This is a genomic window from Pedobacter sp., assembly GCF_040513095.1.
Classification (GTDB): Bacteria; Bacteroidota; Bacteroidia; order Sphingobacteriales; family Sphingobacteriaceae; genus Pedobacter.
Window position 1 is genome coordinate 25,922 of record NZ_JBEVDX010000011.1, and the last position, 24,414, is coordinate 50,335.

Below are 24,414 nucleotides of genomic sequence, written 5' to 3' on the forward strand. Positions count from 1 at the left end.
TCATTCAATCAGGTCTTCGCAGGGGATAGTAAACCAGAAGACACTACCAGTTCCCAATTCACTCGCAGCGCCAATCTGTCCTTTGTGTTTTTTGACGATCTCCGAACAGATATATAGGCCAAGTCCCAATCCTGTATATTTTGCACCGGAATGATCACTTCGCCAGTAGCGGTCGAACAGATGTGGAACCTGGTCTGCTGGAATGCCAGGACCAAAGTCTGTAACAGAGACTTTTACATATCCGTCCTGCCTGCTTATATTCAGGTGTATTTCTTCAGAATCCGGGGCATATTTCACTGCATTGTTGACAAAGTTAACCACTACCTGATCAATGCGGTGTTCATCTGCATGCATCTGAGTCGTGAGATCCCCTTTTACGATCAGCTGATGATTTCCGGTTACGCGGACATGGTTACAGCAGAGGTCGAGCATTTCTGCAATATTGAAAGTTGTTTTGTCAAGGCGAAGTTGTCCTTCTCCGTACCGGTGCATATTTAAAAGGTCATCCACCAGGTGGTTGATTTTCTCCATGCTTTTGATGGCAGAATCAACAAGGCGTGGAAAGTTAGGGTTAGAAGGATTGCTCTTGTATCTGTCAAGCAACTGAAGATTTGCTTTTAAAATCGTAACAGGAGTTTTCAGTTCATGACTGGCAACGCCTAAAAATTCTGCCTGCCGCTGCTCCAGCTCCTTGCGCTCGGTTATGTTTTGCGTTACGCCTACCAGCCTGGTTACTTCTCCATTAATATCATATCGTGGTTTGCCTGATGCATTGATCCACTGTTTTGTACCGTCCGGCCATACAATCTGGTATTCGGCCTGGTAGACAGTATCGTTCATAATTGCAGAATTGATCCTTTCCTCCACGTATTCCCTGTATTCAGGAATGATGATTCCTAAGAGATCAGCGAAATTATAAGTAGCATTATCCTTTAAGCCGAAGTTCTTTCTGCATTGTTCGTTGCAGAGCAGCACTCCCGTTTTCATATCCATATCGTAAGAGCCGAGCTTGCCGGCATCCAGCGCAAGTGTTAAACGCTCATTTGTAACTCCCAGTTCCAGGTTTTTTCTTCTCAGCTCCAGTTTATCTGTTACCTGTTTGGCAATGATAATCAGCGAATTTACCTGTTCATTACTGAGCTCTCTGGTATTATGATCTATCACACATAGCGTACCCAGCGCGAAACCATCGGTGTTCACCAGCGGCACACCTGCATAAAAAGTAATATTGGTTTCTCCGGTTACCAGGGGGTTATCTGCGAACCTTACATCCTTGGTTGCATCGGGCACGGTCATGATCTCTGCTGAGGATGCAATTGCATGGGCACAGAAGGAAAAGTCCCTTGGTGTTTCAATAGCCTGCAAACCTTTATGAGATTTAAACCATTGCCGGTCGTTATCAACCAGACTTACCAGTGCAATTGGCGTCTGGCAAATAGCCGAAGCCAGGGTGGTCAGGTCGTCAAAATCTTTTTCTTCGGCAGTGTCTAAAATATGGTAAGAATCCAGGGCTGCCTGACGCTCGCGCTCATTACTTAACAATGGATATCTGGCATTATCTGCCGGTTGGGTACTATTGGAAAAAGAGGTGTCAGGCATGAATCATCATTAGTGTATCAAAAATACGATTAAGCAATAGGAAGCGGGCACGTAAGCCAGGTTTGACCTATAGCTTGACGGAATATCCGCTAACATTCAATACAACGCAGATCAGGCCCAGAAGTTTTTATAATTAACGCTCATCCGCAGGCATAAGGGAAGCCTGGATAAATTCTTCGAGCTTTTCGCCAATCTTTTTTTGTTGAGGGGTAATCTCTGTCAAGTTAAATGCAGCGTCAGTGACCTCGATGTCATAGAGTGCTGTTCCTGCGCTTTCGACCAAAATATGATCGTGATTGATCCCATACTGCAAGTTATCCTTGGGAAACATCTCCTTGAAGTTGCTCTTCAAAAGATCATAAAATATTTTTGAAGTGATGTTTTTTGTATTTGTATATGTTTTCATAGGCAAATATTCAACAAGGCATTTTTAAATTATGTTTTGTATTTGTCACTCTAAAAAGTTGTATTAAAAACTATTTTTTCAATTGTTCAGGCTTGGGGCGATTTAAAGGCTTGTGGTGATCATCAATTGCATCACATCGGTTGTCTGATCCCCCGCTTCCTCACGCTGAAGCCAGCGCGTATAGCCAAACTCTATATCCATATGTTTATTGAAGCGGTACCCTGCAGAAGCATACGGCCTGTTCTGGTCAAGGAATTTACCATTCACATTCCCTTTATGCTGCACATTTACAAATACTTCATTTTGGAGATTGGCGTAGATCCCGCGGGTAAAATCGTTATTGGCCAGCAGCGGGATTTGTGCGCTTAACAACAGACGGGCGCGCTGGGAGAACTGATAGCTTTCAGCCCTGACAAAACGCTGTTCCAGCCTGCTCCTGATCGTCATTTCTATCCGCTCAACCTTAAAGTTATGCAGGTACTGCTGGTAGATACGATGTTCCGGGATGTAACTCTTATTGCCCTCCTCAATTTCCCAGTCGCCCTTGTGTGCATAACCCAAAGCTATTGCCTGATGTTTGTTCAGGTTATAACTCAGGGCTGTTCGCAGCAACAGTGCAGAAAAATACGTGATATGATCAGTGCTGCGCAACTGCACATCCGCCAGTATATCAAATTTTTTGCTGATTTTTTGTGTGTGCGAGAGAAAAAGCCAGGCCGCATTCTCCTGGGCAGAAAGGCTGTTGCTGATTAGCAGCAGTGCTAGGTTCAACAGCACAACTGGTCTTATTTTTGCGCTTTTCTGAGGATGTTTCATCAAGTCATAACCTTAATATCCTCAAAAAGTTCGGTTGCGAGGAATTAAACGCGCAAACAATTTTTGTCAATAATCCGTTAGCATACTAATCATTAACTCTTATGAATGAAATAATTATGAAAAGATTTTTTTACTTACTGGCTGCAGCTCCATTTTTTGTCGCCTGTAACTCTCAGCCAAATAAGGGCACGGACACTGATAGCCTGTCTCAGGATTCGGCAACTACTGAAGCATTAAACCTTCCTGCTCCTGATACCAATGCCGCAAAAAACAATTTCAGCAAAGTTATTGGCTGGCCTGCAGGAAAAACCCCAGTTGCACCCGCCGGGTTTACTGTATCGGCTTTTGCCAGCAACATGAAAAGCCCCCGGAGTATATATATTGCACCCAATGGTGATATACTGGTGGCGCTGTCTAATTCTGAACGGGATGTCAAGGATAAAATAGCAAATGCTGTCAGCGGCAAAGCCAAATCTGAAGTCGGAGGAGAAAGTGCAAACACTGTATTGTTATTGAGAGATAAGGACCATGATGGCAAGTTTGAAGTAAGAAGTACCTTCCTTTCAGGACTGAACCAGCCTTATGGAATGCTGATTATCGGCAACTCATTTTATGTAGCCAATACAGACGGCTTGTTCCAGTATCCTTACCAGACGGGAGAAACCAGGATTACAGGCAAAGGTAAAAAGATTGTGAATCTGCCTGCCGGCGGTTACAATAACCACTGGACCAGAAACCTGATTGCCAATGCAGATAATTCAAAAATATATATTTCTGTAGGCTCTGGCAGTAATGTTGGAGAAAATGGGATGGAAAACGAAATGCGCCGTGCCAATATCCTGGAAGTAAATCCGGATGGTACAGGTGAAAAGATCTATGCTTCGGGACTGAGAAATCCTGTTGGACTGGACTGGTCACCAGGCTCAAAAATATTATGGACAGCCGTTAATGAACGGGACGGTCTGGGCGATAACTTAGTTCCGGATTATATTACGAGTGTAAAGGAAGGTGCTTTTTATGGCTGGCCTTACTCCTACTATGGCCAGAATGAGGACCCCAGGATGAAAGGCAAGCGACCTGATCTGGTTAAGTCGGCCATTGCTCCTGACATGCCTGTTGGTTCCCACACCGCCTCACTGGGATTGGCTTTTTATACAGGAAATAAATTTCCCGACAGATACCGGAATGGTGCATTCGTGGGCCAGCATGGCTCATGGAACAGATCTGAACTTTCAGGGTACAAGGTTGCATTTGTTCCGTTCAAAGATGGCAAACCAGCCGGAAAATTGGAGGACTTCCTTACAGGTTTTATTTCTGACGCTTCAAAAAGTGAGGTTTATGGAAGGCCTGTTGATGTAGCAGTTGCTCCAGACGGATCGATCTTAGTAGCGGATGATGTAAGCAGTACGATCTGGAGAGTTAGTGCAAAGTAAAACTAAATAAAGAACGGAAAATAGTATGGGCCTGATTAAAATCCGGCCCATTTTTTTTATTTGGCACACAACCTTGGGGAATATAATTGGATAACAGGCATTTATTTCCCCATTTTTTGGCCTAATGAGAAAAAAAATTAAAGTAATTTCTTTAACAATGACTCATACACTACAATACTAATTGCTATATAAAAGTAGTATACACAGCCATTTATAGCTTTCATGACCAGAAATAAACATCAACTTAGGAGATTTAATCTACAAGTAAATTATGACGGGGAACAAAATACCCACATTGTGTAATTTTTCCTCTATTGCTATTGGTAATCCAAATATTTTATTTAGGTTTGTATATAATTAAACAGGTCTCAAAAAATGAAAAATAATAAAGCATTTAATTTCGAATCAGATTCGTCGCTTATTAAAACTCCATCAGTGCTAAATAAAGTAATTACGCTAATTCAGGATTTTTTTTCAATGGAACCTGAACAAAAGCAATTGATACCTGTCGAGTCGGTATATCACAATGAGAGTAACCGTTCTGCGCGGCATATTGCAATGATCAATTTGCTGAATCATGGAATGCATGCTGACCATGCAGATCTTATTTTAGATGAAGCCGAAAACTGGGAACTGGATTATGATTTATTAAATCCATCAAAGGTTGCTGTGCACGGAAAAAGTGTATGGATAGATGCCCAGGATTACTAGAAAAGAGAAAGCAGCCTCTGGATAGACGCTGCTTTTTTTATTATTCAAAAATTAGTTTACTGTTATTCCCGGAGTGATTATGCTTCATGCAAAATACCCTAATTGCATTTATTTGATTTCTTAAATTCCTGGTTGTACATTTTCAGGTTGCTTTTCAGGGATTGACGCGCAACGTGGATTCTGGTTTTAACTGTACCAATAGGTATGTTCAGCATATCAGCAATTTCGTGATATTTATATCCTTCAAAATATTTGATGAAAGGCGTATAGTATTCATAGCTCAATTGCGCCAAAGCCCTGTTTACATCATCACTGATAAATTTATTATTTGCCTGGTTAGCTGTTGCACTTTTCATCAGTTGTGCAGAATTCACTTCTTCAGTTGTATCAATGATACTGCGTTGTTTCGCCATCCTCCTGTAATCATTGATAAATGTATTTCTCATTATTGTATATAACCAACCTTTTAAATTTGTTCCTTCCTGGTAAAGTTTTGAGTAACGGATAGCTTTTAACATGGTCTCCTGTACCAGATCGTCTGCATCGTCAATGTTCTGCGTAAAGTTCATTGCAAAGTTTTTCAGGGCAGATTTGTGATCGTTAATTTGATAATTTAAAGTATTGTTAATCATAGCTGGAAGGTTAGGCGTTTATAATAAATGTAAAATAGATACTGTTTTATTATTTCAACTCTCATACCAAAACCGGGTTTTTAAATGCCGGTGAATGGTATGGAAAAAAATTTCCGGCCTGTTATTCCTTTTCATCGGGATGGACCGAGATCATTCATTTAAGCGAAAATCATCAGAATGTTTCCTGCTGATTTATAGTTTGTTAACCATGAAAAAAAATCAGCTTATTATTGTGTTTTACTGAGACTAAGCGCACTAAAAGATTTACCCTAAAAAATCTACTTCCCGAAACTGGCATTCTTTGGCAGGTTTTCTCAACACTTATAACTGTACTATTTTTGGTACGACCAGGTTCTCTAATTAAACAGCTTTGGGATTTCTGCTGCTGAGATAAGCATGCCAGAGGATCATACATGCTATAGTCCGGTAGGGTTTCCATTGTTCGGTGATACTGACCATCGCCTCTCTTGTTACGCTTGCCTCAAGCGATTTCACCTTCTTTAATGCGCTTACTGCAGCCAGGTCTCCTATCGGAAATATATCCTTACGCTGAAGGGTAAACATCAAATAAATATCAACCGTCCAGTTGCCAATGCCTTTAAGACTGGTTAATTCTTTACGGATAACATCATTCTCACTAAGCTCCAGAGCGGCGAGATCAATCTGCCCGCTAACAATTGCTTCGGCCAGATATCTTACATAAGCAGTCTTTTGTCTGCTAAAATAACATCCCCTCAGCTCCTCATCTGATAACATTAAGAGGTTTGCCGGAGTTATCTGTTGTATCTTTTCTTTTAGTTTGTTCAGGGTTGCCAGGGCTGAGGCCAGTGACACCTGCTGTTCAAGGATAATATGAACAAGACTCTCAAATGTATTTGGCCTGGTCCACATTGGCGGATACCCATAGACAGCCATTACATTTGCAAGATCAGCATCCACTGCAGCAAGGCGGTCACAAATCAAATGATAGTCTGCTCTTATAAATTGATCCGGCATAGGGTATAAAAGTACAAATAACAGCTCAGATCTTAGCTGTTAAACCCTCCGGATATCACATGGGTTGTACCTGTGATATATGTACTGTTGACAGCCAAAAATAAGCAGTGAGTGGGCAACTCCCTCTGGCTCTGCGTATCTTCCTAAAGGGATCATCAACTTCATGATCTGCTTGAGTTCATCCCGGTTACCGGAGATCAGCTTTTCCTCCGGATTACGCATGATCCTGCCTTCAAAATTGATAGGGTCAATGGTGTTTACCCGGATATTTCTATGTGCAACTTCTAAAGATAGCGTCCGCATCAGGCGCAGCATTGCATGTTTGCATTGTGTGTATCTACCTTTATCTGCTGGCCTCCAATGTCCTGCCATGGAAGTCACCAGAATGACACTTCCACGATCATTCATTTCGGGGAGCACATACAGGCAACCGAGCCAGGCGCCACTAAAGTTTACGCATTTGGCATAAGCGAAATCTTCCTCAGAAATCTGTACAACAGGCATGATCAACTCAATCACCCCGACACAATAGATGTAAACATCGATTTTACCAAAGCGCTTTACCGTCTAACTTACAAACGGGTATCGCTTGTTCGGGTAACATCTGCTACGACATAAGCCAGTTCATTATGGTTTAACGTTTTAGCAGCGAGTTTCAACGCTTCTTTATCATTATCTACAAGCATTACTGATGAACCTTTTGATAAATATAACTTCGCGGTAACCAATCCAAGTGCGCCAGCGCCACCGGTGATAACTACGACCTTATTACCCAGTACTTTCATTGAGATATAATTTAAATGAGCGAATCAACTCCTGAAGTAACTTAAAAAACACCAGTTTTGAAATCCCCAGATCTGGTAGATTATACGCTTGCTAAAACTGTAATAGAAAAAATATAAAAACAATATGCACGGAATTAGGTTATTTCAGCATACATCTAATTAAAACTTAAAAACTATGGGAAATCTACTTTATTTAATCGCAGTAATTCTAGTTATCATTTGGGCAATCAGCTTCCTTGGCGGATTTTACACAGGTGGTATAATTCACGCATTGTTAGTCATTGCTGTAATTGCGATTGTTCTGAGATTAATACGCGGCGCAGCTTAATTTTCAGAGGTAAGAAATTAAAAAGGGTGACGACTTTTGCACATTGCATGATCGGCACCCTTTTTTTGCGTGTTACTACTACGGATTCTACTATTCCAGCGTTTTTACACCAGAAATAACTGCTGCATCTTTTTGATGCAGATCCAGCACCACAACTTCGTTATTCCCTTTCTTAAGCCAGTTCGCAGGACAATACAAATGAAACTGCGGCCCAACATTCCAGTATCTTCCTAGGTTGTGACCATTTACCCAAATGACACCTTTCTTAAATTTGCTTAGGTCCAGGTATGTATCTGCAGCAGCACTTAATTTAAAATTCCCATTAAAAAATACACCATCATGAAGATCACCTTTTTCAGCTGGTTTTAATCCGCTGACAAAGCTATCGTCCATTGGCAGGTTAAAGATTTCCCAATTGAACAGTGTCATTCCTTCAAGCGCAACACGATCAGTAATTCCTTTACGGTCGATCATGTACTGAGCAAAGTTGATGTGCCCCATATTCTCTACCAGAATTTCCAGTACCGGGTCTTTTACGTCTGTTTCCGGCAGCCTGACCGTCCATTTACCACCATCGCGGTAAACAGTATCTACCAGCTTGCCATTTAGTAACACCAAAGCATAATCATGAGGTTCGGTTATGGTAAGCTCGCCGCTCTTGCGACCGATCAGTTTTGTACGGTAAACAATAAAGCCTTTATATTGGCCCATACTCTCCATTGTTTTCACCTGCGGAGATTTAACAGCCTGCGGCAGTTCATTCCAGATACTGGTAAAGGGCTGCATCTGGAAAGCTGGTACCACCGTAACAGCTGTCGGCTTAGGTATTTTCGGTAATTTTTTACCGGTGTATTTTGCGATCAGCTCACGCAGCGCGTAGTATTTGGCCGTAGGCTCACCGCGTTCATTTATTGGCGAGTCATAGTCATAACTTGTGATATCAGGCTGAAACTGTACAGGAGTAAATGCATTGGCACCGGCATTAAACCCAAAGTTTGTACCGCCATGGATCACGTATAAATTAAATGACCGTTTGTGCTCCATCAGGTAAGTAACCTCTTTCACAATATTTGCCAAAGCTGGTCTCTGGTATTTTTCTTTCCAGTGGGTTAGCCATCCGGGATATGTTTCAGCACTGAATGCCGGCACATCAGGGTTCTTTTTAGCAGCCTGCTCAAAATCAGCATCGCTGCTGCCACTGTCAAGACCTATGGCAGCACCTTCAACTGTTCCTGCTTCCATCATAAAAGGGGTTGGTCCGTCAGCAGTATAAAAAGGCACGTCAATACCGTTATCCAGCCATAATTTTTTCAGGGCGGCGAGATAATCCCTGTCATTTCCGTAACTGCCGTATTCATTTTCTACCTGCACCATAATGACAGGTCCGCCATTGGTGATCAGTAATGGCTTGATCTGTTTGGAAATCTCAGCTACGTATTTGGTTACTGCGGCCATATATCTCGGGTCCATACATCTCAGCCTGATATCAGGAATGCTTAAGAGATAAGGTGGAAAGCCTCCGAAGTCCCACTCTCCACATACATACGGACCGGGCCTGAAAAGGACCCACATACCTTCTTCCTGGCAGATTTTCACGAATTCAGCGATGTCCCTGTTTTCTGATTTCCAGTCAAACACCCCTTCTTTCTCTTCGATGTAGTTCCAGAAAACATAAGCGGCTATGGTATTACAGCCCATAGCTTTGGCCATCTGAATGCGGTGGCGCCAGTACATTTTGGGGATTCTGGCCGGATGCATTTCACCGCTGATGATCTGATAAGGCTTGCCATCCATCATAAAGTCAGTTTTGGCAAAGGAGAAAGAATGTTTCTGCTGTCCTTTTGCTATACCGGACAGCAGCATCAATAAAAGTAACGGAAAGTAATATTTCATTTTGTATGGTAAGTTGTTTGATCATATAGACACATATTTCTATCAATTAGCCCACGCCTATGATCGAAAAAGTTTAAAAGTAGAGAATTTTACCATTCATCAGCCTTGTTTTTATTTAAATGCATAACTATTGTCACTTTTTTATTAAGTTAGGATAAAATTAGCTTATCACTTTGAAAAATAAAAAGGCCAATTTCTCAGAACTATGGAGTCAAGTGAGCATTCATGACGACAAAAAAGCCTTTGAATCAATTTTTTATTTGTTAAATGAGCCCTTGATTCAGTTTTGCATGATGTATATTCATCAGACTGAAGCGGCTGAAGACATTGTCTCCGATGTATTCTTTAGGTGCTGGACCAACAGGAAAAGTCTGTCAGAAATAAGGAGCCTGGATACTTATCTCTTTGTTGCAGTTAAAAACCAATCCCTGAATTATATTAAAAAGTTTTCAGGGATACATTTGGTGCAGATTGATGATACCAATGAATTTCAGTTAATCAATACCTTTAATCCCCAGGAAGCACTGGAAACTAAAGAACTAATGTTGAAGCTTGAACAGGCTATTGATATGCTGCCCCAACAATGCCAGATCATTTTCCGCCTGATTAAAGAGGAGGATTTACGCTACAAAGAAGTAGCTGAAATCTTAAATATTTCCCCGAAAACAGTAAAAAATCAGCTCTACAGAGCGATGAAAAAACTGAATGTGGTGCTGGCGGAACATGCTGTCCCTGCCTATAAAATCGGCGAAGCTTTACTGAATCTTCTTTTTCTTGTCTCTTTTTTTAAAATATTTCATTAGACATGTGGGCCATTTTAAAGGATTGATTGTCTTTACCATAACCAGGATATAATCCTTATATGGAAAACGAAAGATTTATTCAACTGCTTACTTTAAAAATTGTAAATGAGCTGACTGACGCCGAGCGCGAAGAGTTGAAGGATATTATCAGCAAAAATCCGGAATTACGCCATAGAAAGGAAATACTAAATAAATTCTGGAACAGGAAAAGGGTATCATCGCGTGACAATATGGCCATGTTCAACAAACTGATGGCACAGATTGAAGCGGACGAAATTCTTAATGGACATAGACCATCACCCAGTAACGATGAACCTGTTGTGCTCTTCAGGCCATACTTGAAGTACTGGTACAGCGCGGCTGCAGTAATATTAATTTCTATCAGCATTTTCACTTTTTACAGCAAGTTTTTCCCCTTCCATAGTCAGGAACTGTCTGTAAAATGGCTTAAAAAAACTACGAGACCTACTTTCAGAGAGACTATTAGGCTGGCTGACGGAACTGTTGTCACCCTGAATTCTGCTACTACATTTAAATATCCAAAGCGTTTTTCTGGTGACACACGCGAAGTTTATCTGAATGGGGAAGCTTATTTCGACGTTCATAAAGATTCAAGACATCCCTTTATTATTCATGCCAATAAAATGAATGTAAGGGTATTGGGTACCGCATTCAATGTCAAATCCTATATCAACGAGCCACTGAGCGAAACAACACTGATCCGCGGTTCTGTTGAAGTAACACTCAATGACCGCCCCTCAGACCGGATCATCCTGAAGCCCAGCGAAAAGCTCATCGTCAAGAACAATACCGGTGCTTTAGATAAGCCAGAGCTAAAAAATGTCCCATCATTAGGGGAAAATAGCAGCAGGAGCACAAATTATGCACTTACCAGTTTAACCCATTATCCCAATACTGACAAAACAATTATAGAAACCTCATGGGTACAAAACAAGCTGGTATTCAGTGATAAAAATTTTGTAGAACTATCCCTGCAACTGGAAAGATGGTACGGAATACCATTTGTTTTTGTAAACGACAGGATGAAAACAGAGCGGTTCTCCGGCATCTTTGAAAGAGAAACCCTGGCTGAGGCGCTTGATGCACTGAAGATCGTTACACCTTTTAAATACAGAATTACCAAATCAAAAGTATTTATCTACTGACAAATAAAAATCAATCAACAAACCAAAGAAACCAAATGCTTATGACAAGAGAAAAAATTACTTAAAAAGAGCGGGAACTCCCCGTAAGAGTGATTCCCGCCTTAGATGTATCAAAGCTATCTGCCGTAATCTCTGACCAGACAACGGCAATTGTTCACCTTTAATCCAGTAAACATATGAAATTTTTTAAACACCCCAAAATGGGTGTAATGGAGAAGTATTGGCTACTAAAGTCTCTATTAATCATGAAATTAACCACGCTATTAATCATTCTGTTTAACTTAAATGTCGTTGCAAGTGGCTTCTCGCAGACGAAGGTTACAATTAACCTGAAATCTGCCGACTTTAAAAAAGTCATTTCCGCTATTCAGAAGCAGAGTGACTATCATTTTGTATATAGCGAATCTAATCCACCGTCGATCAAAAAGATTGACCTTCATGTTCAAAACACGGAAGTCCCTCAACTGATCAGCGATCTGCTGGCCAATTCAGGATTTAAATACAATGAACTGCCCAACCACCTCATTGTAATTTCCGAATCCGGTATGGAAATGTCGGTTATCAGGTTTACAGGTAAAGTAGTAGACGAAAAAGGACAGCCTCTCCCAGGAGCAACTGTAAGAATCAAAGGTGTAAAATCGGGCGCAACAACTGATACAAATGGTTTTTTTGCGCTGGAGGCACCAGACAACTCTGTGCTGATTGTGAGTTACATCGGATACAACGACAAAGAGGTTACCGCCAGCGGTACAGCACCATTGCAGATCGCATTAGTGCCAGAAGCAAAAAGCCTTACCGAAGTCGTTGTAGTAGGATATGGTACGCAAAAGAAAGTAAATCTGACTGGCGCCATTGCAACGGTAAATGCTGACAAACTGGATAGCCGCCCAATGGTTAACCTGGGTGATGGACTGCAGGGATTGATCCCCAATCTGAATGTAAACCTGAACAGCGGTCAACCCGGACAGGGCGCAAGTTTCAATATCCGGGGACTAACTACCCTGGCACCGGGCTCTACACAAGTTACAACAACTTCACCTCTGATTCTGGTAGATGGAGTAGCACGTGACCCGAACCTTATTGACCCGAATGATGTTGAAAGTGTAACGGTGCTGAAAGATGCAGCATCTGCATCGATCTATGGTAGCCGAGCTGCCAATGGCGTAATGCTGATTACTACCAAATCGGGTAAGAAGGGCCCAACGAGGGTAACATATTCTGGATCTTATACCATCTCCCGCCCTACTCAGCTGGCGGATCAGGTAAACTCCGATGACTACATCAAGATGTTCAATTATGCCAACAGATCGGGTCAGCAAAGTGGTGGATATACTACAAATCCATTCACTGCGCAGGATTCAATTATGGCAGCAGCATACAGAAATGATCCTGCCAATAACCCTACGGGGTATCCTGATCCGGGAAATCCTAAAAAATACCGGTATGTAGGGAATACCGACTGGGTTAAGGAACTTTATCCGGGATGGGCACCACAGCAGCAACATAATATCTCGGTTACCGGAGGCGAAGAAAAAACCACATATGCTGCAGGTATGGGTTATTTCAGACAGGAAGGCCTGCAGGAAAGTGCTAATCAGGTTTACCAGAGATATACACCTTCTTTAAAAGTAAATACTGATGTAAATAAATGGCTTACTTTCAACTTCAACATGTCGCTGACGCATGTTGATAATGATCAACCCGGCCCCACAAGGATTAATCAGGGTGGCCCGGGTAATGGCAGCTGGCTCGTAGCAGGCTTACCGCCAACCATGCCTATATTCAATCCTGATGGTAACGGGCATTATGCAGGTCAGGGAAATTACACCAACCCTTTTGCCGTCAACGCACTTTCCGGCCGCGATATAGACAACCAAAATGATTTATGGACGACCGGCAGGGTGATCATTAAACCAGTAGATCATTTAAGTGTAGTTGCTGATTACACTTTCAATTCTTTTTCTCAATTTGAAAAGGCTAATATGATCCCTTACAATGAATATGGCGTAAACGGGCAGTTTCTGAGTATATTTCCATGGACAAACCCTTCGCAGGTTTCGGAAAACAGACAAAACAACACCTATAAATCGCTGAATACTTACGCCACATATGAGAATACTTTTGCCAACAAGCATTATTTCAAAGCTTTGGTTGGCTATAATCAGGAATATTACCATTACCGCCTGAGCAATGCGACAGCAAGGAGCCTGATTGATCCTACACTTCCGGCTATCGGAATCAATACAGATACCAAGCCGGTTGTTGGCGGAGTGGAAACTGAATCAGCTTTGATCGGAAGTTTCAGCAGGTTAAACTATATTTATGACAACAGATACCTGATTGAAGTAAATGCACGCTACGACGGCTCTTCCAGGTTCCCGGCAAATGACAAGTATGTGTTTTCTCCTTCAGTTTCATTAGGCTGGAATATCGCCAATGAAGCTTTTATGAAAAATATCAAAAATACTGTTAATGAATTAAAAATCAGGGCCTCATACGGACAACTCCCCGACCAGCTGACTCCAGGAAGAAGCAGATCTGTTCAGGACAGAAACGGTGCAATGCCAGGCGCAATATCCTATGGCAACATCAGTTCCTATGCACAATATCCATATATCGCGACACAATTAACCGGAACAGTACCATACCTGATCGGAGGGCAACCCGGAACTATAGTAAAAGCACCGGCGCTACTGAGTTCTAATCAGACATGGGAGAAAGTGCAGACAAAGAATATTGGTCTCGACTTTGCATTCCTGAATGACAAACTAAATGGTAGCTTTGATTACTTTATTAACAATACAAAAGACATCCTGGTAAACAGTCTGCAATTGCCGGCAGTGTTAGGTGCCGCTACGCCCCCATCCAACTCAGCAGATTTGAGATCAAAAGGATGGGAACTAAGCTTAAACTGGAAGGATAAAGCACTGAATGGAGATTTCCATTATGCTGTAACACTGAGCCTTTCCAACAACTCAAATACCAAAGTAACGAGGTATGCAGGTAATCCTACAAACAACCTGGGAGACTTTAGGGTAGGTCAGGAATTGGGAGAAGTTTGGGGCTATACAAACAACGGATATTACAAAACTGATGCTGAAGCGCAGGCAGTAGATAATTCTGCGCTTGCGGGTTACAAATGGCTTGCCGGTGATATCAAATATGCCGACTTAAATGGTGATGGAAAGATCAATTACGGGAACAGTACACTTGCAAACCACGGCGATTTGAAAATTATCGGTAACCAGACTGCGCATAACCGTTTTGGGCTGAATCTAAACGCCACTTATAAAGCATTTGATTTTACGACTTTCTTTCAAGGGGTATTGTCTCAGCGGTTCTATCCGAATGAATATACCTTTTATGCTTTCAGAGATGATGAATACAGCATTCCTTCTACCTATTCAACGGATTACTGGACACCTGAAAACCCAAATGCATTTTTTCCAAGGGTACGTTTCTCCGGCGGCGGCAATGAACAGGCTCAGGACAAGTACCTGCTGAATGCGGCGTATGCCAGGGTGAAACAGATTACCATTGGTTATACTTTACCTAAAGTGCTGACAGATAAAATCAAAATGCAAAGGTTGAGAATTTATGTAACAGGCGCCAACCTTTTCACCATCACTTCACTGAACAGGAACTATGATCCGGAGGTTATATCATTTAACACCTACCCATTGAACAAGTCATTGTCTTTTGGAATTCAGGCATCATTGTAAAAGAATCATTAACCGCTGTTTTAAAACGTTAAAAAAAGATATTCACATGAAAAATAGACATATATTATTATTTACGATATGTGCTTTGATGCTCTTTATGGCCTCCTGCAAAAGGGATAGCTATCTTGACCGTGCTCCACTTAGCGATATCAGTCCGCAGAAATTTTTTAAAAATGAAACGGATCTTCAGTTATACTGCAACCAGTATTACAACACGCTTCCTATTCAGAATTTCCTGCGTATGGATGATAATTCTGATGACAAAGCCAATCAGACAATCAACTCAATTTTAGCGAACACCTATACCATACCTTCGGCAGCAAGTTCCACCGATCTCCCAGGTACAGGTGCAGTAAGCGCCGGGACCACTCCTGTTGCCGGTACGGGCACAAACTGGAATTTTGCCCTGATCAGGACTTGCAACTTTTTCCTGGCGAATTATTCAAAGGCAGACCTTCCAGAAGCAACTAAAAATGTTTATGTGGGCGAAACGTTGTTCTTCCGCGCAAATGATTTCTGGAAAAAAGTGAAGGCCTTTGGTGACGTTCCCTATGTAAACAAATACATTACTGATACATCGTCGTCTGTACTCTATGGTGCACGTATGCCGCATCAGCAGGTCATGGATTCTGTTTTAAAAGACCTGAATTTCGCAGTAGCTAATATTCCGGTTACACCTTCTCAGGATGGACGTTTAACAAAGTATGCAGCACTTGCACTGAAAGCCCGTGTTTGCTTATGGGAAGGAACCTACAGGAAATATTTTGGCAACGCAGGGGACCCCACCCCATTTTTACAAGGCGCTGTTGATGCTGCTGAGCAGATCATGACCTCCGGCATGTTCAAAATTTACAATACCGGTCATCCGCAAACTGATTATTACAACCTGTTTATACAGGAAGAACTCCAGGGTAATTCAGAAGCTATTATGCCAATGCGTTATATTATTAATGTGCTTACAAGTGATATTGACAGGCAGCTTGGCCAGAGCGGAGACGGTTATAGTAAAAACTTTGTAAGATCATTTTTGTGCACTGATGGCTTGCCTTATTCACTGAGCCCTCTATATAAAGGTGACAACACCCCTGACGATGAAGCGACCAATCGTGACCCAAGGTATAAACAGCAAATCGCTACCAGGGGATTTGACCTTTTAGCCGGAGACCTCATCACCCTTCCGCGCATAGGGACAACCAATACGTCTACCGGTTATCAGGCGATCAAAGGCCGTTCAAACAGCCAGATTGCCTGGACAGCTTCGCAGGATACCTATGACTTTTTCATCTTCAGATATGCAGAAACTCTTCTGATAGAGGCAGAGGCACGTGCTGAATTAGGTACATGTACCCAGTCTACCTTAGACAACACGGTCAACATTTTAAGGGACCGCGTTGGTATGCCCCATATGCTGATTTCAAGCCTTGTAAAGGACCCTAAATCAGACTTTCCTGCTATACCGGTATTGCTGGATGAAATCAGAAGGGAAAGACGGATAGAACTTGGTTCTGAGGGCTTCCGTTTTGATGACCTGCACAGATGGAAAGCGGGTCCACTGATTAATAACCCTGAGACTATCCTGGGTATGAAACTGACTCCTGCATTGAAAGCACAATACCCGGCTTCACAGGTAGCAAGTATTGTAGTAGATGCCAACAGTTACATTCGTGTATATCCGAATTTCACTTCACGTACCTGGAATGACAAAATGTACTTATTCCCTGTACCAACTGGTGAAATCACATTGAATCCGCAACTTAAACAGAATCCGGGCTGGTAAATGGGGATGTATAATCCCCATGTTCGGGCATTGCAGCTACCTGTTTTTATCCGGAAGTTTACATCGTAAAATATCCTTATTTCGATTTCCCCGGGGTGCCTCCGGTGACTACACCGGAGTCGGGGTGATAGGTTAGTTAATAACGTCAAAAGCCGGTTACTGTGGATGCAGACCGGCTTTTGTTTTTAAATAGTATCACCGTTTTAGGGGATTTACAGTATCCTGATTTATGCAGACTTTTACATCAATCATTCAAGATTATCCATGATTGATTCCAGAACGTATAATGGAATTGATATTGGAGATAGGTAATAACTGAAAGCCGGTTTTTGTGGATGCAAAACCGGCTTCCATTTTATACTAAGGGTTTGGTACAATCAATTTGTTGCTCTGAAGTTCACGTCCCGAGATCGGCCAGATATAATTCGCAGCCGTTGGCGCAACAGCAGGAGCTATTCCTGATGTTCCTATTTTTGAAGGTAGTGGCTGTTGTGTTCTTTTCAGATCAGGAGCCCTGAATCCTTCACCCAGCAGCTCAATCCTTCTTTCCGTGAGAATTGTGTTGATCAGACTTGCAGCTGTACTGATATCGGCCGCTGCAAAGGTATAGGCGGGGTCAGAACGGCGTCTCACTGCGTATAACAGTTCGGTAGCCCTCGTGAGATTGCCCGTTCTTGCGCTGGCTTCAGCAGCATTCAGTAAAACTTCAGCATACCTGATCACAGGAATATAATCTGTAAAAGGGGAAGGTGTTTTATATTTCGCTAAATACGTAAGGGATCCTGCTTTTACCAGCAGTGCAGAGCGTGCATCTGTAGCAGAGCTCAGTGCCGGATTGGCAAAGATTCCCGCTGTGTTCAGGTAATACTCGGCATTTCCAGGTGTGGTATTGAAATAGTATGCCAGCTGATTTTGTGTTCCTGGTGCGTCTGTAGTAGTAAAAGGGAAAGACAATAACGTTTCAGAAGCTGTTGCCGTACCGGTATAAGAACCATTAAAAACATTGGCAATACTGGCATCAAGCCTGCTTCCCCCTGTTGGAGCCTGGAAAGGGGCCGATGCAGAAATGATTTTTGCCGACTCAGCAACAACCTGTGCGTAATTAGCCTGCGTAAGGTAAACCCGGGCTTTCAGCGCTATCGCTGTATTTTTATAAGCACGGAACGCACCATTAACCGGAGTGGCAGGAAGTTTGGCTTCAGCATCATCCAGATCTTTTAGAATCTGGGCATAAACCTCTGCTACTGTACTTCTGGCCAGATCATTTGTTCCTCCACCCGTTAGTGTAGTTTCAGAAACCAATCTTAAAGGCACACCCAGACTGGCACCATTGTCAAAAACGTAAGGTTTTGCATAGGTCTGAACAAGGGCCAGATAAGACAATGCCCTTAAGAATTCTGCTTCGCCTGTATATTGACTGGCAAGCGTGGCATCTACTTTTGAGCTATTGGCCTGTAAGCCTGCCAGAAATACGTTGGCACGGTTAATTGCTGCATAAGCGCGACTCCAAAGGTTTACCACTTCATTGGTATTGGAGTTTACATTCTGGCCCCAGGTGTCTAAACCGGTAACCCCGTTTGGTTTATTTACAATAAACTCCTCTCCCCGGATCTCGTTATATATAATATATCTGCCTCCGTAAAATTCGCCATGTCTGACACCAGCATATAAACCATTGACCTGGAGCAAAATCCTCGCAGGGTTATCAAATGCTTCATTATCGATAATACTGGTGGTAGGTGTCGGATCAAGCAGATCCTTTGTGCATGAACCGGCAAACACCATGATGGATGCAAGTAAGGCTGCACTTATGCTGTTTTTATATTTTTTTATAGTCATCATCGTTGTCAAAAATTAAAATCCCACATTAAGTCCGAATGTAAATATCCTGGCAGACGGTACGCCGTTACGGTCAACACCCGGCGAAAGATTGGAGTTACCATTGGTAGAAACCTCAGGATCCGAGCCTTTATAACCGGTAAATACCGCAAGGTTGGTAGCCTGCACATATACCCTCAGAGAAGCTATACCTGCCTGGTTAATCAGTTCTGCAGGGAATTTATACCCGAGAGCTACATTTTTAAGCTTGGCATAGGCACCGTTCTGAACATTGGATGAATTGGGAATAGCTGAACCATTTGAATAATTGTCTCCATATTCCAGTCTAGGGATATCAGTGATCTGTCCCGGAGTAGTCCAGCGGTCAAGTATATCAGTATGGTTATTCCAGAAACGCTGATCTCTCAAGGTAGCCTGGGTACCATTATAGATTTTGTTGCCTCCTGAAAAAGTAATACCCACACTCAGATCAAAATCCTTATAAGTGAAATTGTTATTTAAGCCACCATAAAACGTAGGGATACTTTTTCCGGCGATTTTTCCGTCAAGTGTTCCGTCTATCGCCGGCGCTGTTGTACCATCCAGGTAAGTCCATGGAGTTCCCCCTGTTTGCTTGTACTGCACTTCGCGGCCAAAGCGGTTGATAAAAATACGTCGTCCGTTATCAGGGTTTACTCCAGCGGTAGGCACTACAAAAATAGACCCCAGTGTATAACCTACCCTGGTTATATTCGCTGTTTCTAAACCTGAAGTTGATCCGTAAATATCTGCGTTACCCTCTGCCAGTGCAGTAACCTTATTGTTCAGCGTGCTGATATTGAAATTGGTCGTCCAGCTGAAATCAGACTTAACTATGTTTTTCGAAGTAATGTTAAATTCAAAACCACGGTTGAACATGGAACCTACGTTTGCAGCGATGGTGTTCACCGGATCGCCGGGGATACCACGTGATGGCGACTGAGGTGAGTTGAGGATCAGGTTGTCGATACTGTTGTTGTAATAGTCAATATCTGCCTGGATACGTCCTTTCAAGATGCTGAAGCTGATACCAGCATCCGTTTTTTTACTCGTTTCCCATTTCAGGTTGGGGTTACCTGCCTGACTAAAGAAGACAGTAGATGTACTGCCGTAAAGACCCGAGTTGAACAGGGCCAGTGATGCAAAATCATTGACACCGATATTACCTACTACACCATAACTGCCTTTCAGCTTGAAATCATCAAAGATAGCCGCAAGGCTGCTGCTTTTGAAAAAGTCCTCTTCAGCGATATTCCAGCCGATAGATGCTCCCCCGAAATTTCCGTACTTATTGTTAGCTGACAACCCTGAGAAACCGTCCCGTCTGAATGTTCCACTCAACAGATATTTCTTGTCAAAATCGTAGTTTACAGTTCCGAAGAATGATCGGAATCCGTTTTCGGTATTGAAGTTGCCGGTAGCTGCAACACTACGCACATTCAGGAAATTTCCCTGGTAGTTATTAAAGTAACCATCTGCAAGATTTGTTCTTTCTGTACCTGTTCCGACATTGGTAGTATGGTATTCTTCCTGACCCACCAGAGCATTGATGTGATTTTTACCCAGGGCAACCACATAGTTCAGGGTATTGGTCCAATCTCTCCTGTTATACTCTTCGAAAGTATTGAGAGCATATCCATTAAAGCTCTGTCCGTCACCGGCAATCGGATTCTGGAAAGTTGTATTGGCAGTATTCAGTTTATTGATGCTGTATTGAGTTTTCAGTTTTAAACCCTTTACAATTTCCAGCTCTCCATATACATTCGCAATGATATTGTCGTTTTTAGAGGTAAACCTGTCTTTGTCGAGCAATACAACAGCATTTGGATAATTACTTCCAATTGTATTTGCACCCAAACCTAAAGTACCGGTAGAGGTGATGTTGTAAGAACCGTCTGCATTGTATGGCGAAACATTAGGTGCAAGTACCAGCGGCAACCTTGCAAGACCACCTGTACTATAAGCCTGCCCTAATAATGATCCTGTGTTAGGGCCGATGTTCAGCGTATTACTGTAACTGAAATTGGTTCCGACAGTAATTGCTTTAGATAAATGGTGGTCAACATTTCCCCTGAATATCTTGCGTTCAAATGAATTGGTTTTGATGAAACTTTCCTGCTTGCTGTATCCAGTAGAGAGGAAATACGATGTGTTTTCGCTGGCACCCGAAACATTCATATTGTGATTCTGCGATATACCTGTCTGGTACACAACCTTAAACCAATCCGTTTCTACGGTTTTGCCACTCGCATCGGTCTGCAGTGCAAAACCAGGATCAAGCCTGGGGCTGGTATTTGCCCTTGCTTCATTTTTTATCATGACATACTGTTCTGCATCCAGCATTTCTGGTAAATTGAAAGCCTTGGTAATCCCCACCCAGCCATCATAGTTTATACGTGTTTTCCCCTGCTTTCCTTTTTTCGTGGTGATCACTACCACACCATTCGCAGCCCTTGATCCGTAGATAGCTGTAGAGGATGCATCCTTAAGAATATCTATTGATTCAATATCATTTGGGTTGATATCGCCCAGGGGGTTATTCGAGGCACTGTTAGCACTTACCGTTGAGGTATTGCCGGTAATTCCGGTAAACACAGGAACTCCATCAACAATGATCAGCGGATATGAACTCAGCGAGATAGAGTTAAATCCCCGTACCCTGAAAACCGGAGGGTTATTCAGCACACCATTAGGCTGTATAATGTTTACACCTGCCGCCTGTCCGGCAAGCGCCTGTTCGAAACTCTGAACCGGCTTGTTAGCGATCTGCGCAGCACTTACTTTTACTGCCGACCCTGTAAATTCTTTTTTAGTGGTACTGGAATAACCCGATACCACAACTTCACTCAGTTGATTCTGGCTGGAAACCAGTGCCACATTTGCCCTGCCTGATGTAATTTCCACAGTTTGAACAGTATAACCTACAAAACTAAATGTAAGAGTTTTTATACTGGAAGGTACAGCTATCGTATATTCTCCGGCAGCATTGGTCCTTGTAGTAGGTCCACCACGTCCTGTGGATACACTTACGCCAGGGAGCGCAGTTCCATCACCTGAATCGGTGACCTTACCGCTGATGCTGCGCGTTTGCGCGAAGGCTTGAACGCCAAAAAGCAAAATCACCACTAATAAATAGAGTATTTTTTTCATCATGTTATATTTTGTTTTAGATAGTTAATAGTTGTTTTTTTCTGAATGAATTCTTACAGATCTGATCTTACTGAAATTCTTTGTCTCTGGTTATATCATAGGCAGGGGATTTAGGGATTTTACAAAAAACCTTTCGGAACTGAAAGGCTGAGGAATTTAAATTATCGATAATGCTCTACCTTTCAAATCCTTGTATCAAATGACAGGGCAGATGATAATCCATATAGCGGTTAAAAATAAGTTGAGGCTGAGCGCGTCTGATCATTTTTCAAATATATATTATAATTCTACTAAATTAGTATACTTAATAACTAATTTCACTAACATTTACCTCAAATGATCATATATAATTCATAAACCACCACCGATTTATATTTAAGGCTAGTTTTTATCAACAGAGATGTTATATTTAATTACTTAGTATAATTTTAAAACATCAAGAGCAACAAGAGTACTGACTCTTGAGAAATAAACAAAGAAAACGAGGAATTTAAATTACGCAATCGTTCCCGTAAACAAGAAAAGTGTTCCTTATTAACAAAATTTTAAACAAAAAAACACCTTATTTGGCGTGAATCAATTAAATATTTGTTCATGTATGCAATTATCTTCCTCAGCACAATGAATCCAGACAAATTTCAGCTATTTCATCAGGAATAATACCAGGGCATCTAAGCTGATGTGAGTTTAAAAAGAAGCATTAACCAATAGTTCATGAACAAATAGCTGTTGGAAGCCTGGCGGTGGTGCAAAACCCGTAAAAAAGAAAGGCGGAGAAAGAAATTCTCCGCCAGCTGTGTACATTTTATAAGCAGCTATTTACTGCATTGTTTTATTCAGCGCAATAATGGCTGTCTTGAAATCCTCACGGGCCACTAAAAACTGAATATTGACTTTCCTCAGGGCAAAACCTGCACTTTTAATATTTACTCCATTTTCAGTGAGCGCAAAAGCACTTTTAGCCAGGAGGCCTGGCTGATCCATATTTGACCCGAGCAAACACACCATAGCTGCTTTTTCAACAGTAACCTTTTCAAACTTGCTTTCCAGGTCGCTGATCAGTTTTTTATCAAAATCCCGTTCCCAGATGACAATGGAGATACTGTTTGCACTTGTAGCTTTGAAAGTATAACTCAGTTTATGATTGTAGAAAATCTGCATGATCTGCAGGTCGCTGCCCACACTGCCTACCATTAAAGGGTCATATACATCAATAATCAGTAATTTATCAGTACCGGTGATCAGTTCCACCCGTTTGTGTTCAGACACAAATTCACGGGTAATCAGCGTGCCTGGGTGCGAGGGCTCAAAAGTATTTTTAATCCGCAGATTAACACCATTGATTTCCAATGGCTTGGATGCCTTGGGATGGATTGCCTCCATACCCACATCGGCAAGCTGATCAGCGATATCATAATTGGTGTAGCCGACAGGTATGCAATTATCTATACCAACCAATGCCGGATCGGCTGTAGAGAGATGGTATTCTTTATGAATAATGGCTTCTTCAGGTTTTAAGAATTCAGCTATCTTACTGAAAGTAACTTCAGAGTATCCCCTATCAAATTCACGCATAATTCCTTCCGTACCTTTCGCATATCCTGTAACTATACAAATGGTTGTTGCAAAGTCAATGTTTTTGAATGCATGCCTGATGCGCTGGTCAATAGTATAGGCAAGATGGTCATCAAATCCGCTCAGGTCAACAAGCCTGGCATTGATACCCCTATTCTGCAGGATATTGGTAAAGTTAAAGGCAGAATGGCTTTCGCCGATTGATGCCAGGATCTCCCTTGCCGCCTGTAAAATACCTTCCCTGCTCACATAGCCGGATGCGAGAATATTGGATAGATTTTCCAGATAGGTCTGCGCCTCCATGATATGCTTTTCAATAAATTGATCGGCAACGGCGAGATCCAGACCAAGATCTGCATATTTCTTATTGATTGCCTTTAATTTAACAATCAGATCTTTCAGGGGTTTGTGGAAATTCTGATGTTTAGCTATGCGGTGGTAAACACCGGGAGCACCGGTCTTCTTGTTTTCGAGCAACAGGTCCGTCACACCTGAAAATGCTGATACTACAAATATTCTGTTGTAAAGCTGTTCGCCTGTGCGTTCAAATAAAATGATATTTTGAAGGACATCTTTGAGGGCACTCATCGAAGTACCACCTATCTTTTCTACTGTTAACATGGCATAAAATTATCAATTTTATACCAGATCAACCTATGTTTATCTGCTGTAATCTGATCTTAAAAACAAATTACTACAACTTAATTGAGTAAGGGGAAATGCGAAGCCCTGAGCTTGTGCTGCAGGGCTTCTATTTTGGTGTGT

General features: G+C 42.0%; 17 protein-coding genes and 1 pseudogene. 7 read left to right on the forward strand and 11 right to left on the reverse strand.

Annotation, left to right across the window (positions count from 1 at the left end; translation table 11 throughout):
* The 3 genes from ABWY16_RS01605 to ABWY16_RS01615 all read right to left on the reverse strand — a co-directional run bounded on the left by ABWY16_RS01605 (window position 1) and on the right by ABWY16_RS01615 (window position 2,782).
* Window positions 1-1,599 carry an ATP-binding protein gene (locus tag ABWY16_RS01605; protein ID WP_353902901.1) on the reverse strand — a complete coding sequence of 533 codons (1,599 nt, stop codon included), beginning with the start codon at window positions 1,597-1,599 and terminating at the stop codon, window positions 1-3.
* Between the two features lie 133 nt (window positions 1,600-1,732).
* Window positions 1,733-2,005 (reverse strand): hypothetical protein, encoded by a 273-nt coding sequence (locus ABWY16_RS01610; protein ID WP_353902902.1) that lies wholly within the window; start codon window positions 2,003-2,005, stop codon window positions 1,733-1,735.
* Between the two features lie 102 nt (window positions 2,006-2,107).
* Entirely contained in the window at window positions 2,108-2,782 is a 675-nt protein-coding gene (locus tag ABWY16_RS01615; RefSeq protein ID WP_353902903.1) for a DUF2490 domain-containing protein, read from the reverse strand.
* Between the two features lie 155 nt (window positions 2,783-2,937).
* On the opposite strand from ABWY16_RS01615, the gene ABWY16_RS01620 reads away from it, so the two are divergent.
* Together ABWY16_RS01620 and ABWY16_RS01625 are read left to right on the forward strand one after the other, a co-directional pair.
* A complete protein-coding gene (locus ABWY16_RS01620) occupies window positions 2,938-4,254 on the forward strand; it encodes a PQQ-dependent sugar dehydrogenase (protein WP_353902904.1) in 1,317 nt (438 codons plus the stop codon).
* Window positions 4,255-4,629: 375 nt separating this feature from the next.
* Window positions 4,630-4,965: a hypothetical protein gene (locus tag ABWY16_RS01625; RefSeq protein ID WP_353902905.1), complete on the forward strand. Its 336-nt coding sequence runs from the start codon at window positions 4,630-4,632 to the stop codon at window positions 4,963-4,965.
* A 98-nt stretch (window positions 4,966-5,063) separates the two neighbouring features.
* On the opposite strand, the gene ABWY16_RS01630 is transcribed toward ABWY16_RS01625, so the two are convergent.
* The 4 genes and pseudogenes from ABWY16_RS01630 to ABWY16_RS01645 all read right to left on the reverse strand — a co-directional run bounded on the left by ABWY16_RS01630 (window position 5,064) and on the right by ABWY16_RS01645 (window position 7,378).
* The gene (locus ABWY16_RS01630) at window positions 5,064-5,597 is read right to left on the reverse strand and encodes an RNA polymerase sigma factor (RefSeq protein ID WP_353902906.1); all 534 of its coding nucleotides are present in this window, start codon (window positions 5,595-5,597) and stop codon (window positions 5,064-5,066) included.
* 360 nt (window positions 5,598-5,957) lie between these two features.
* Window positions 5,958-6,593 (reverse strand): DNA-3-methyladenine glycosylase family protein, encoded by a 636-nt coding sequence (locus tag ABWY16_RS01635; protein ID WP_353902907.1) that lies wholly within the window; start codon window positions 6,591-6,593, stop codon window positions 5,958-5,960.
* A 39-nt stretch (window positions 6,594-6,632) separates the two neighbouring features.
* Window positions 6,633-7,145 (reverse strand): annotated as a pseudogene (locus ABWY16_RS01640) (SDR family NAD(P)-dependent oxidoreductase); the annotation flags it as partial.
* Between the two features lie 20 nt (window positions 7,146-7,165).
* Complete coding sequence (locus tag ABWY16_RS01645; protein ID WP_353902908.1) at window positions 7,166-7,378, reverse strand: SDR family NAD(P)-dependent oxidoreductase; 213 nt, start codon at window positions 7,376-7,378, stop codon at window positions 7,166-7,168.
* 175 nt (window positions 7,379-7,553) lie between these two features.
* Between ABWY16_RS01645 and ABWY16_RS01650 the strand changes: the two genes are divergently transcribed.
* Entirely contained in the window at window positions 7,554-7,706 is a 153-nt protein-coding gene (locus ABWY16_RS01650) for a lmo0937 family membrane protein (RefSeq protein WP_353902909.1), read from the forward strand.
* Window positions 7,707-7,796: 90 nt separating this feature from the next.
* Here ABWY16_RS01650 and ABWY16_RS01655 read toward each other — a convergent pair whose 3' ends face one another.
* Window positions 7,797-9,599: a glycoside hydrolase family 35 protein gene (locus tag ABWY16_RS01655; RefSeq protein ID WP_353902910.1), complete on the reverse strand. Its 1,803-nt coding sequence runs from the start codon at window positions 9,597-9,599 to the stop codon at window positions 7,797-7,799.
* 215 nt (window positions 9,600-9,814) lie between these two features.
* Here ABWY16_RS01655 and ABWY16_RS01660 point away from each other — a divergent pair, with 215 nt between their 5' ends.
* The 4 genes from ABWY16_RS01660 (at window position 9,815) to ABWY16_RS01675 (ending at window position 17,067) form a co-directional block, all read left to right on the forward strand.
* Window positions 9,815-10,402 carry an RNA polymerase sigma-70 factor gene (locus ABWY16_RS01660; RefSeq protein WP_353902976.1) on the forward strand — a complete coding sequence of 196 codons (588 nt, stop codon included), beginning with the start codon at window positions 9,815-9,817 and terminating at the stop codon, window positions 10,400-10,402.
* 59 nt (window positions 10,403-10,461) lie between these two features.
* On the forward strand, window positions 10,462-11,568 hold the full coding sequence (locus ABWY16_RS01665) for a FecR family protein (RefSeq protein ID WP_353902911.1): 1,107 nt from the start codon (window positions 10,462-10,464) through the stop codon (window positions 11,566-11,568).
* A gap of 176 nt (window positions 11,569-11,744) precedes the next feature.
* The gene (locus ABWY16_RS01670; RefSeq protein WP_353902912.1) at window positions 11,745-15,290 is read left to right on the forward strand and encodes a SusC/RagA family TonB-linked outer membrane protein; all 3,546 of its coding nucleotides are present in this window, start codon (window positions 11,745-11,747) and stop codon (window positions 15,288-15,290) included.
* 46 nt (window positions 15,291-15,336) lie between these two features.
* Entirely contained in the window at window positions 15,337-17,067 is a 1,731-nt protein-coding gene (locus ABWY16_RS01675; protein ID WP_353902913.1) for a RagB/SusD family nutrient uptake outer membrane protein, read from the forward strand.
* Between the two features lie 360 nt (window positions 17,068-17,427).
* On the opposite strand, the gene ABWY16_RS01680 is transcribed toward ABWY16_RS01675, so the two are convergent.
* The 3 genes from ABWY16_RS01680 to ABWY16_RS01690 all read right to left on the reverse strand — a co-directional run bounded on the left by ABWY16_RS01680 (window position 17,428) and on the right by ABWY16_RS01690 (window position 24,270).
* Window positions 17,428-18,909, reverse strand: a complete 1,482-nt coding sequence (locus tag ABWY16_RS01680; protein WP_353902914.1) for a RagB/SusD family nutrient uptake outer membrane protein — start codon at window positions 18,907-18,909, stop codon at window positions 17,428-17,430.
* A 12-nt stretch (window positions 18,910-18,921) separates the two neighbouring features.
* Window positions 18,922-22,077 carry a SusC/RagA family TonB-linked outer membrane protein gene (locus ABWY16_RS01685; protein WP_353902915.1) on the reverse strand — a complete coding sequence of 1,052 codons (3,156 nt, stop codon included), beginning with the start codon at window positions 22,075-22,077 and terminating at the stop codon, window positions 18,922-18,924.
* Between the two features lie 816 nt (window positions 22,078-22,893).
* Entirely contained in the window at window positions 22,894-24,270 is a 1,377-nt protein-coding gene (locus ABWY16_RS01690; protein ID WP_353902916.1) for an aspartate kinase, read from the reverse strand.
* Window positions 24,271-24,414 lie beyond the last annotated feature (144 nt).

Bases quoted from the DNA above. Each gene is read 5' to 3' on its own strand.
- ABWY16_RS01605 (WP_353902901.1), bottom strand. From the start codon at position 1,599: ATGCCTGACACCTCTTTTTCCAATAGTACCCAACCGGCAGATAATGCC.
- ABWY16_RS01610 (WP_353902902.1), bottom strand. From the start codon at position 2,005: ATGAAAACATATACAAATACAAAAAACATCACTTCAAAAATATTTTAT.
- ABWY16_RS01620 (WP_353902904.1), top strand. From the start codon at position 2,938: ATGAAAAGATTTTTTTACTTACTGGCTGCAGCTCCATTTTTTGTCGCC.
- ABWY16_RS01625 (WP_353902905.1), top strand. From the start codon at position 4,630: ATGAAAAATAATAAAGCATTTAATTTCGAATCAGATTCGTCGCTTATT.
- ABWY16_RS01630 (WP_353902906.1), bottom strand. From the start codon at position 5,597: ATGATTAACAATACTTTAAATTATCAAATTAACGATCACAAATCTGCC.
- ABWY16_RS01635 (WP_353902907.1), bottom strand. From the start codon at position 6,593: ATGCCGGATCAATTTATAAGAGCAGACTATCATTTGATTTGTGACCGC.
- ABWY16_RS01645 (WP_353902908.1), bottom strand. From the start codon at position 7,378: ATGAAAGTACTGGGTAATAAGGTCGTAGTTATCACCGGTGGCGCTGGC.
- ABWY16_RS01650 (WP_353902909.1), top strand. From the start codon at position 7,554: ATGGGAAATCTACTTTATTTAATCGCAGTAATTCTAGTTATCATTTGG.
- ABWY16_RS01655 (WP_353902910.1), bottom strand. From the start codon at position 9,599: ATGAAATATTACTTTCCGTTACTTTTATTGATGCTGCTGTCCGGTATA.
- ABWY16_RS01665 (WP_353902911.1), top strand. From the start codon at position 10,462: ATGGAAAACGAAAGATTTATTCAACTGCTTACTTTAAAAATTGTAAAT.
- ABWY16_RS01670 (WP_353902912.1), top strand. From the start codon at position 11,745: ATGAAATTTTTTAAACACCCCAAAATGGGTGTAATGGAGAAGTATTGG.
- ABWY16_RS01675 (WP_353902913.1), top strand. From the start codon at position 15,337: ATGAAAAATAGACATATATTATTATTTACGATATGTGCTTTGATGCTC.
- ABWY16_RS01680 (WP_353902914.1), bottom strand. From the start codon at position 18,909: ATGATGACTATAAAAAAATATAAAAACAGCATAAGTGCAGCCTTACTT.
- ABWY16_RS01685 (WP_353902915.1), bottom strand. From the start codon at position 22,077: ATGATGAAAAAAATACTCTATTTATTAGTGGTGATTTTGCTTTTTGGC.
- ABWY16_RS01690 (WP_353902916.1), bottom strand. From the start codon at position 24,270: ATGTTAACAGTAGAAAAGATAGGTGGTACTTCGATGAGTGCCCTCAAA.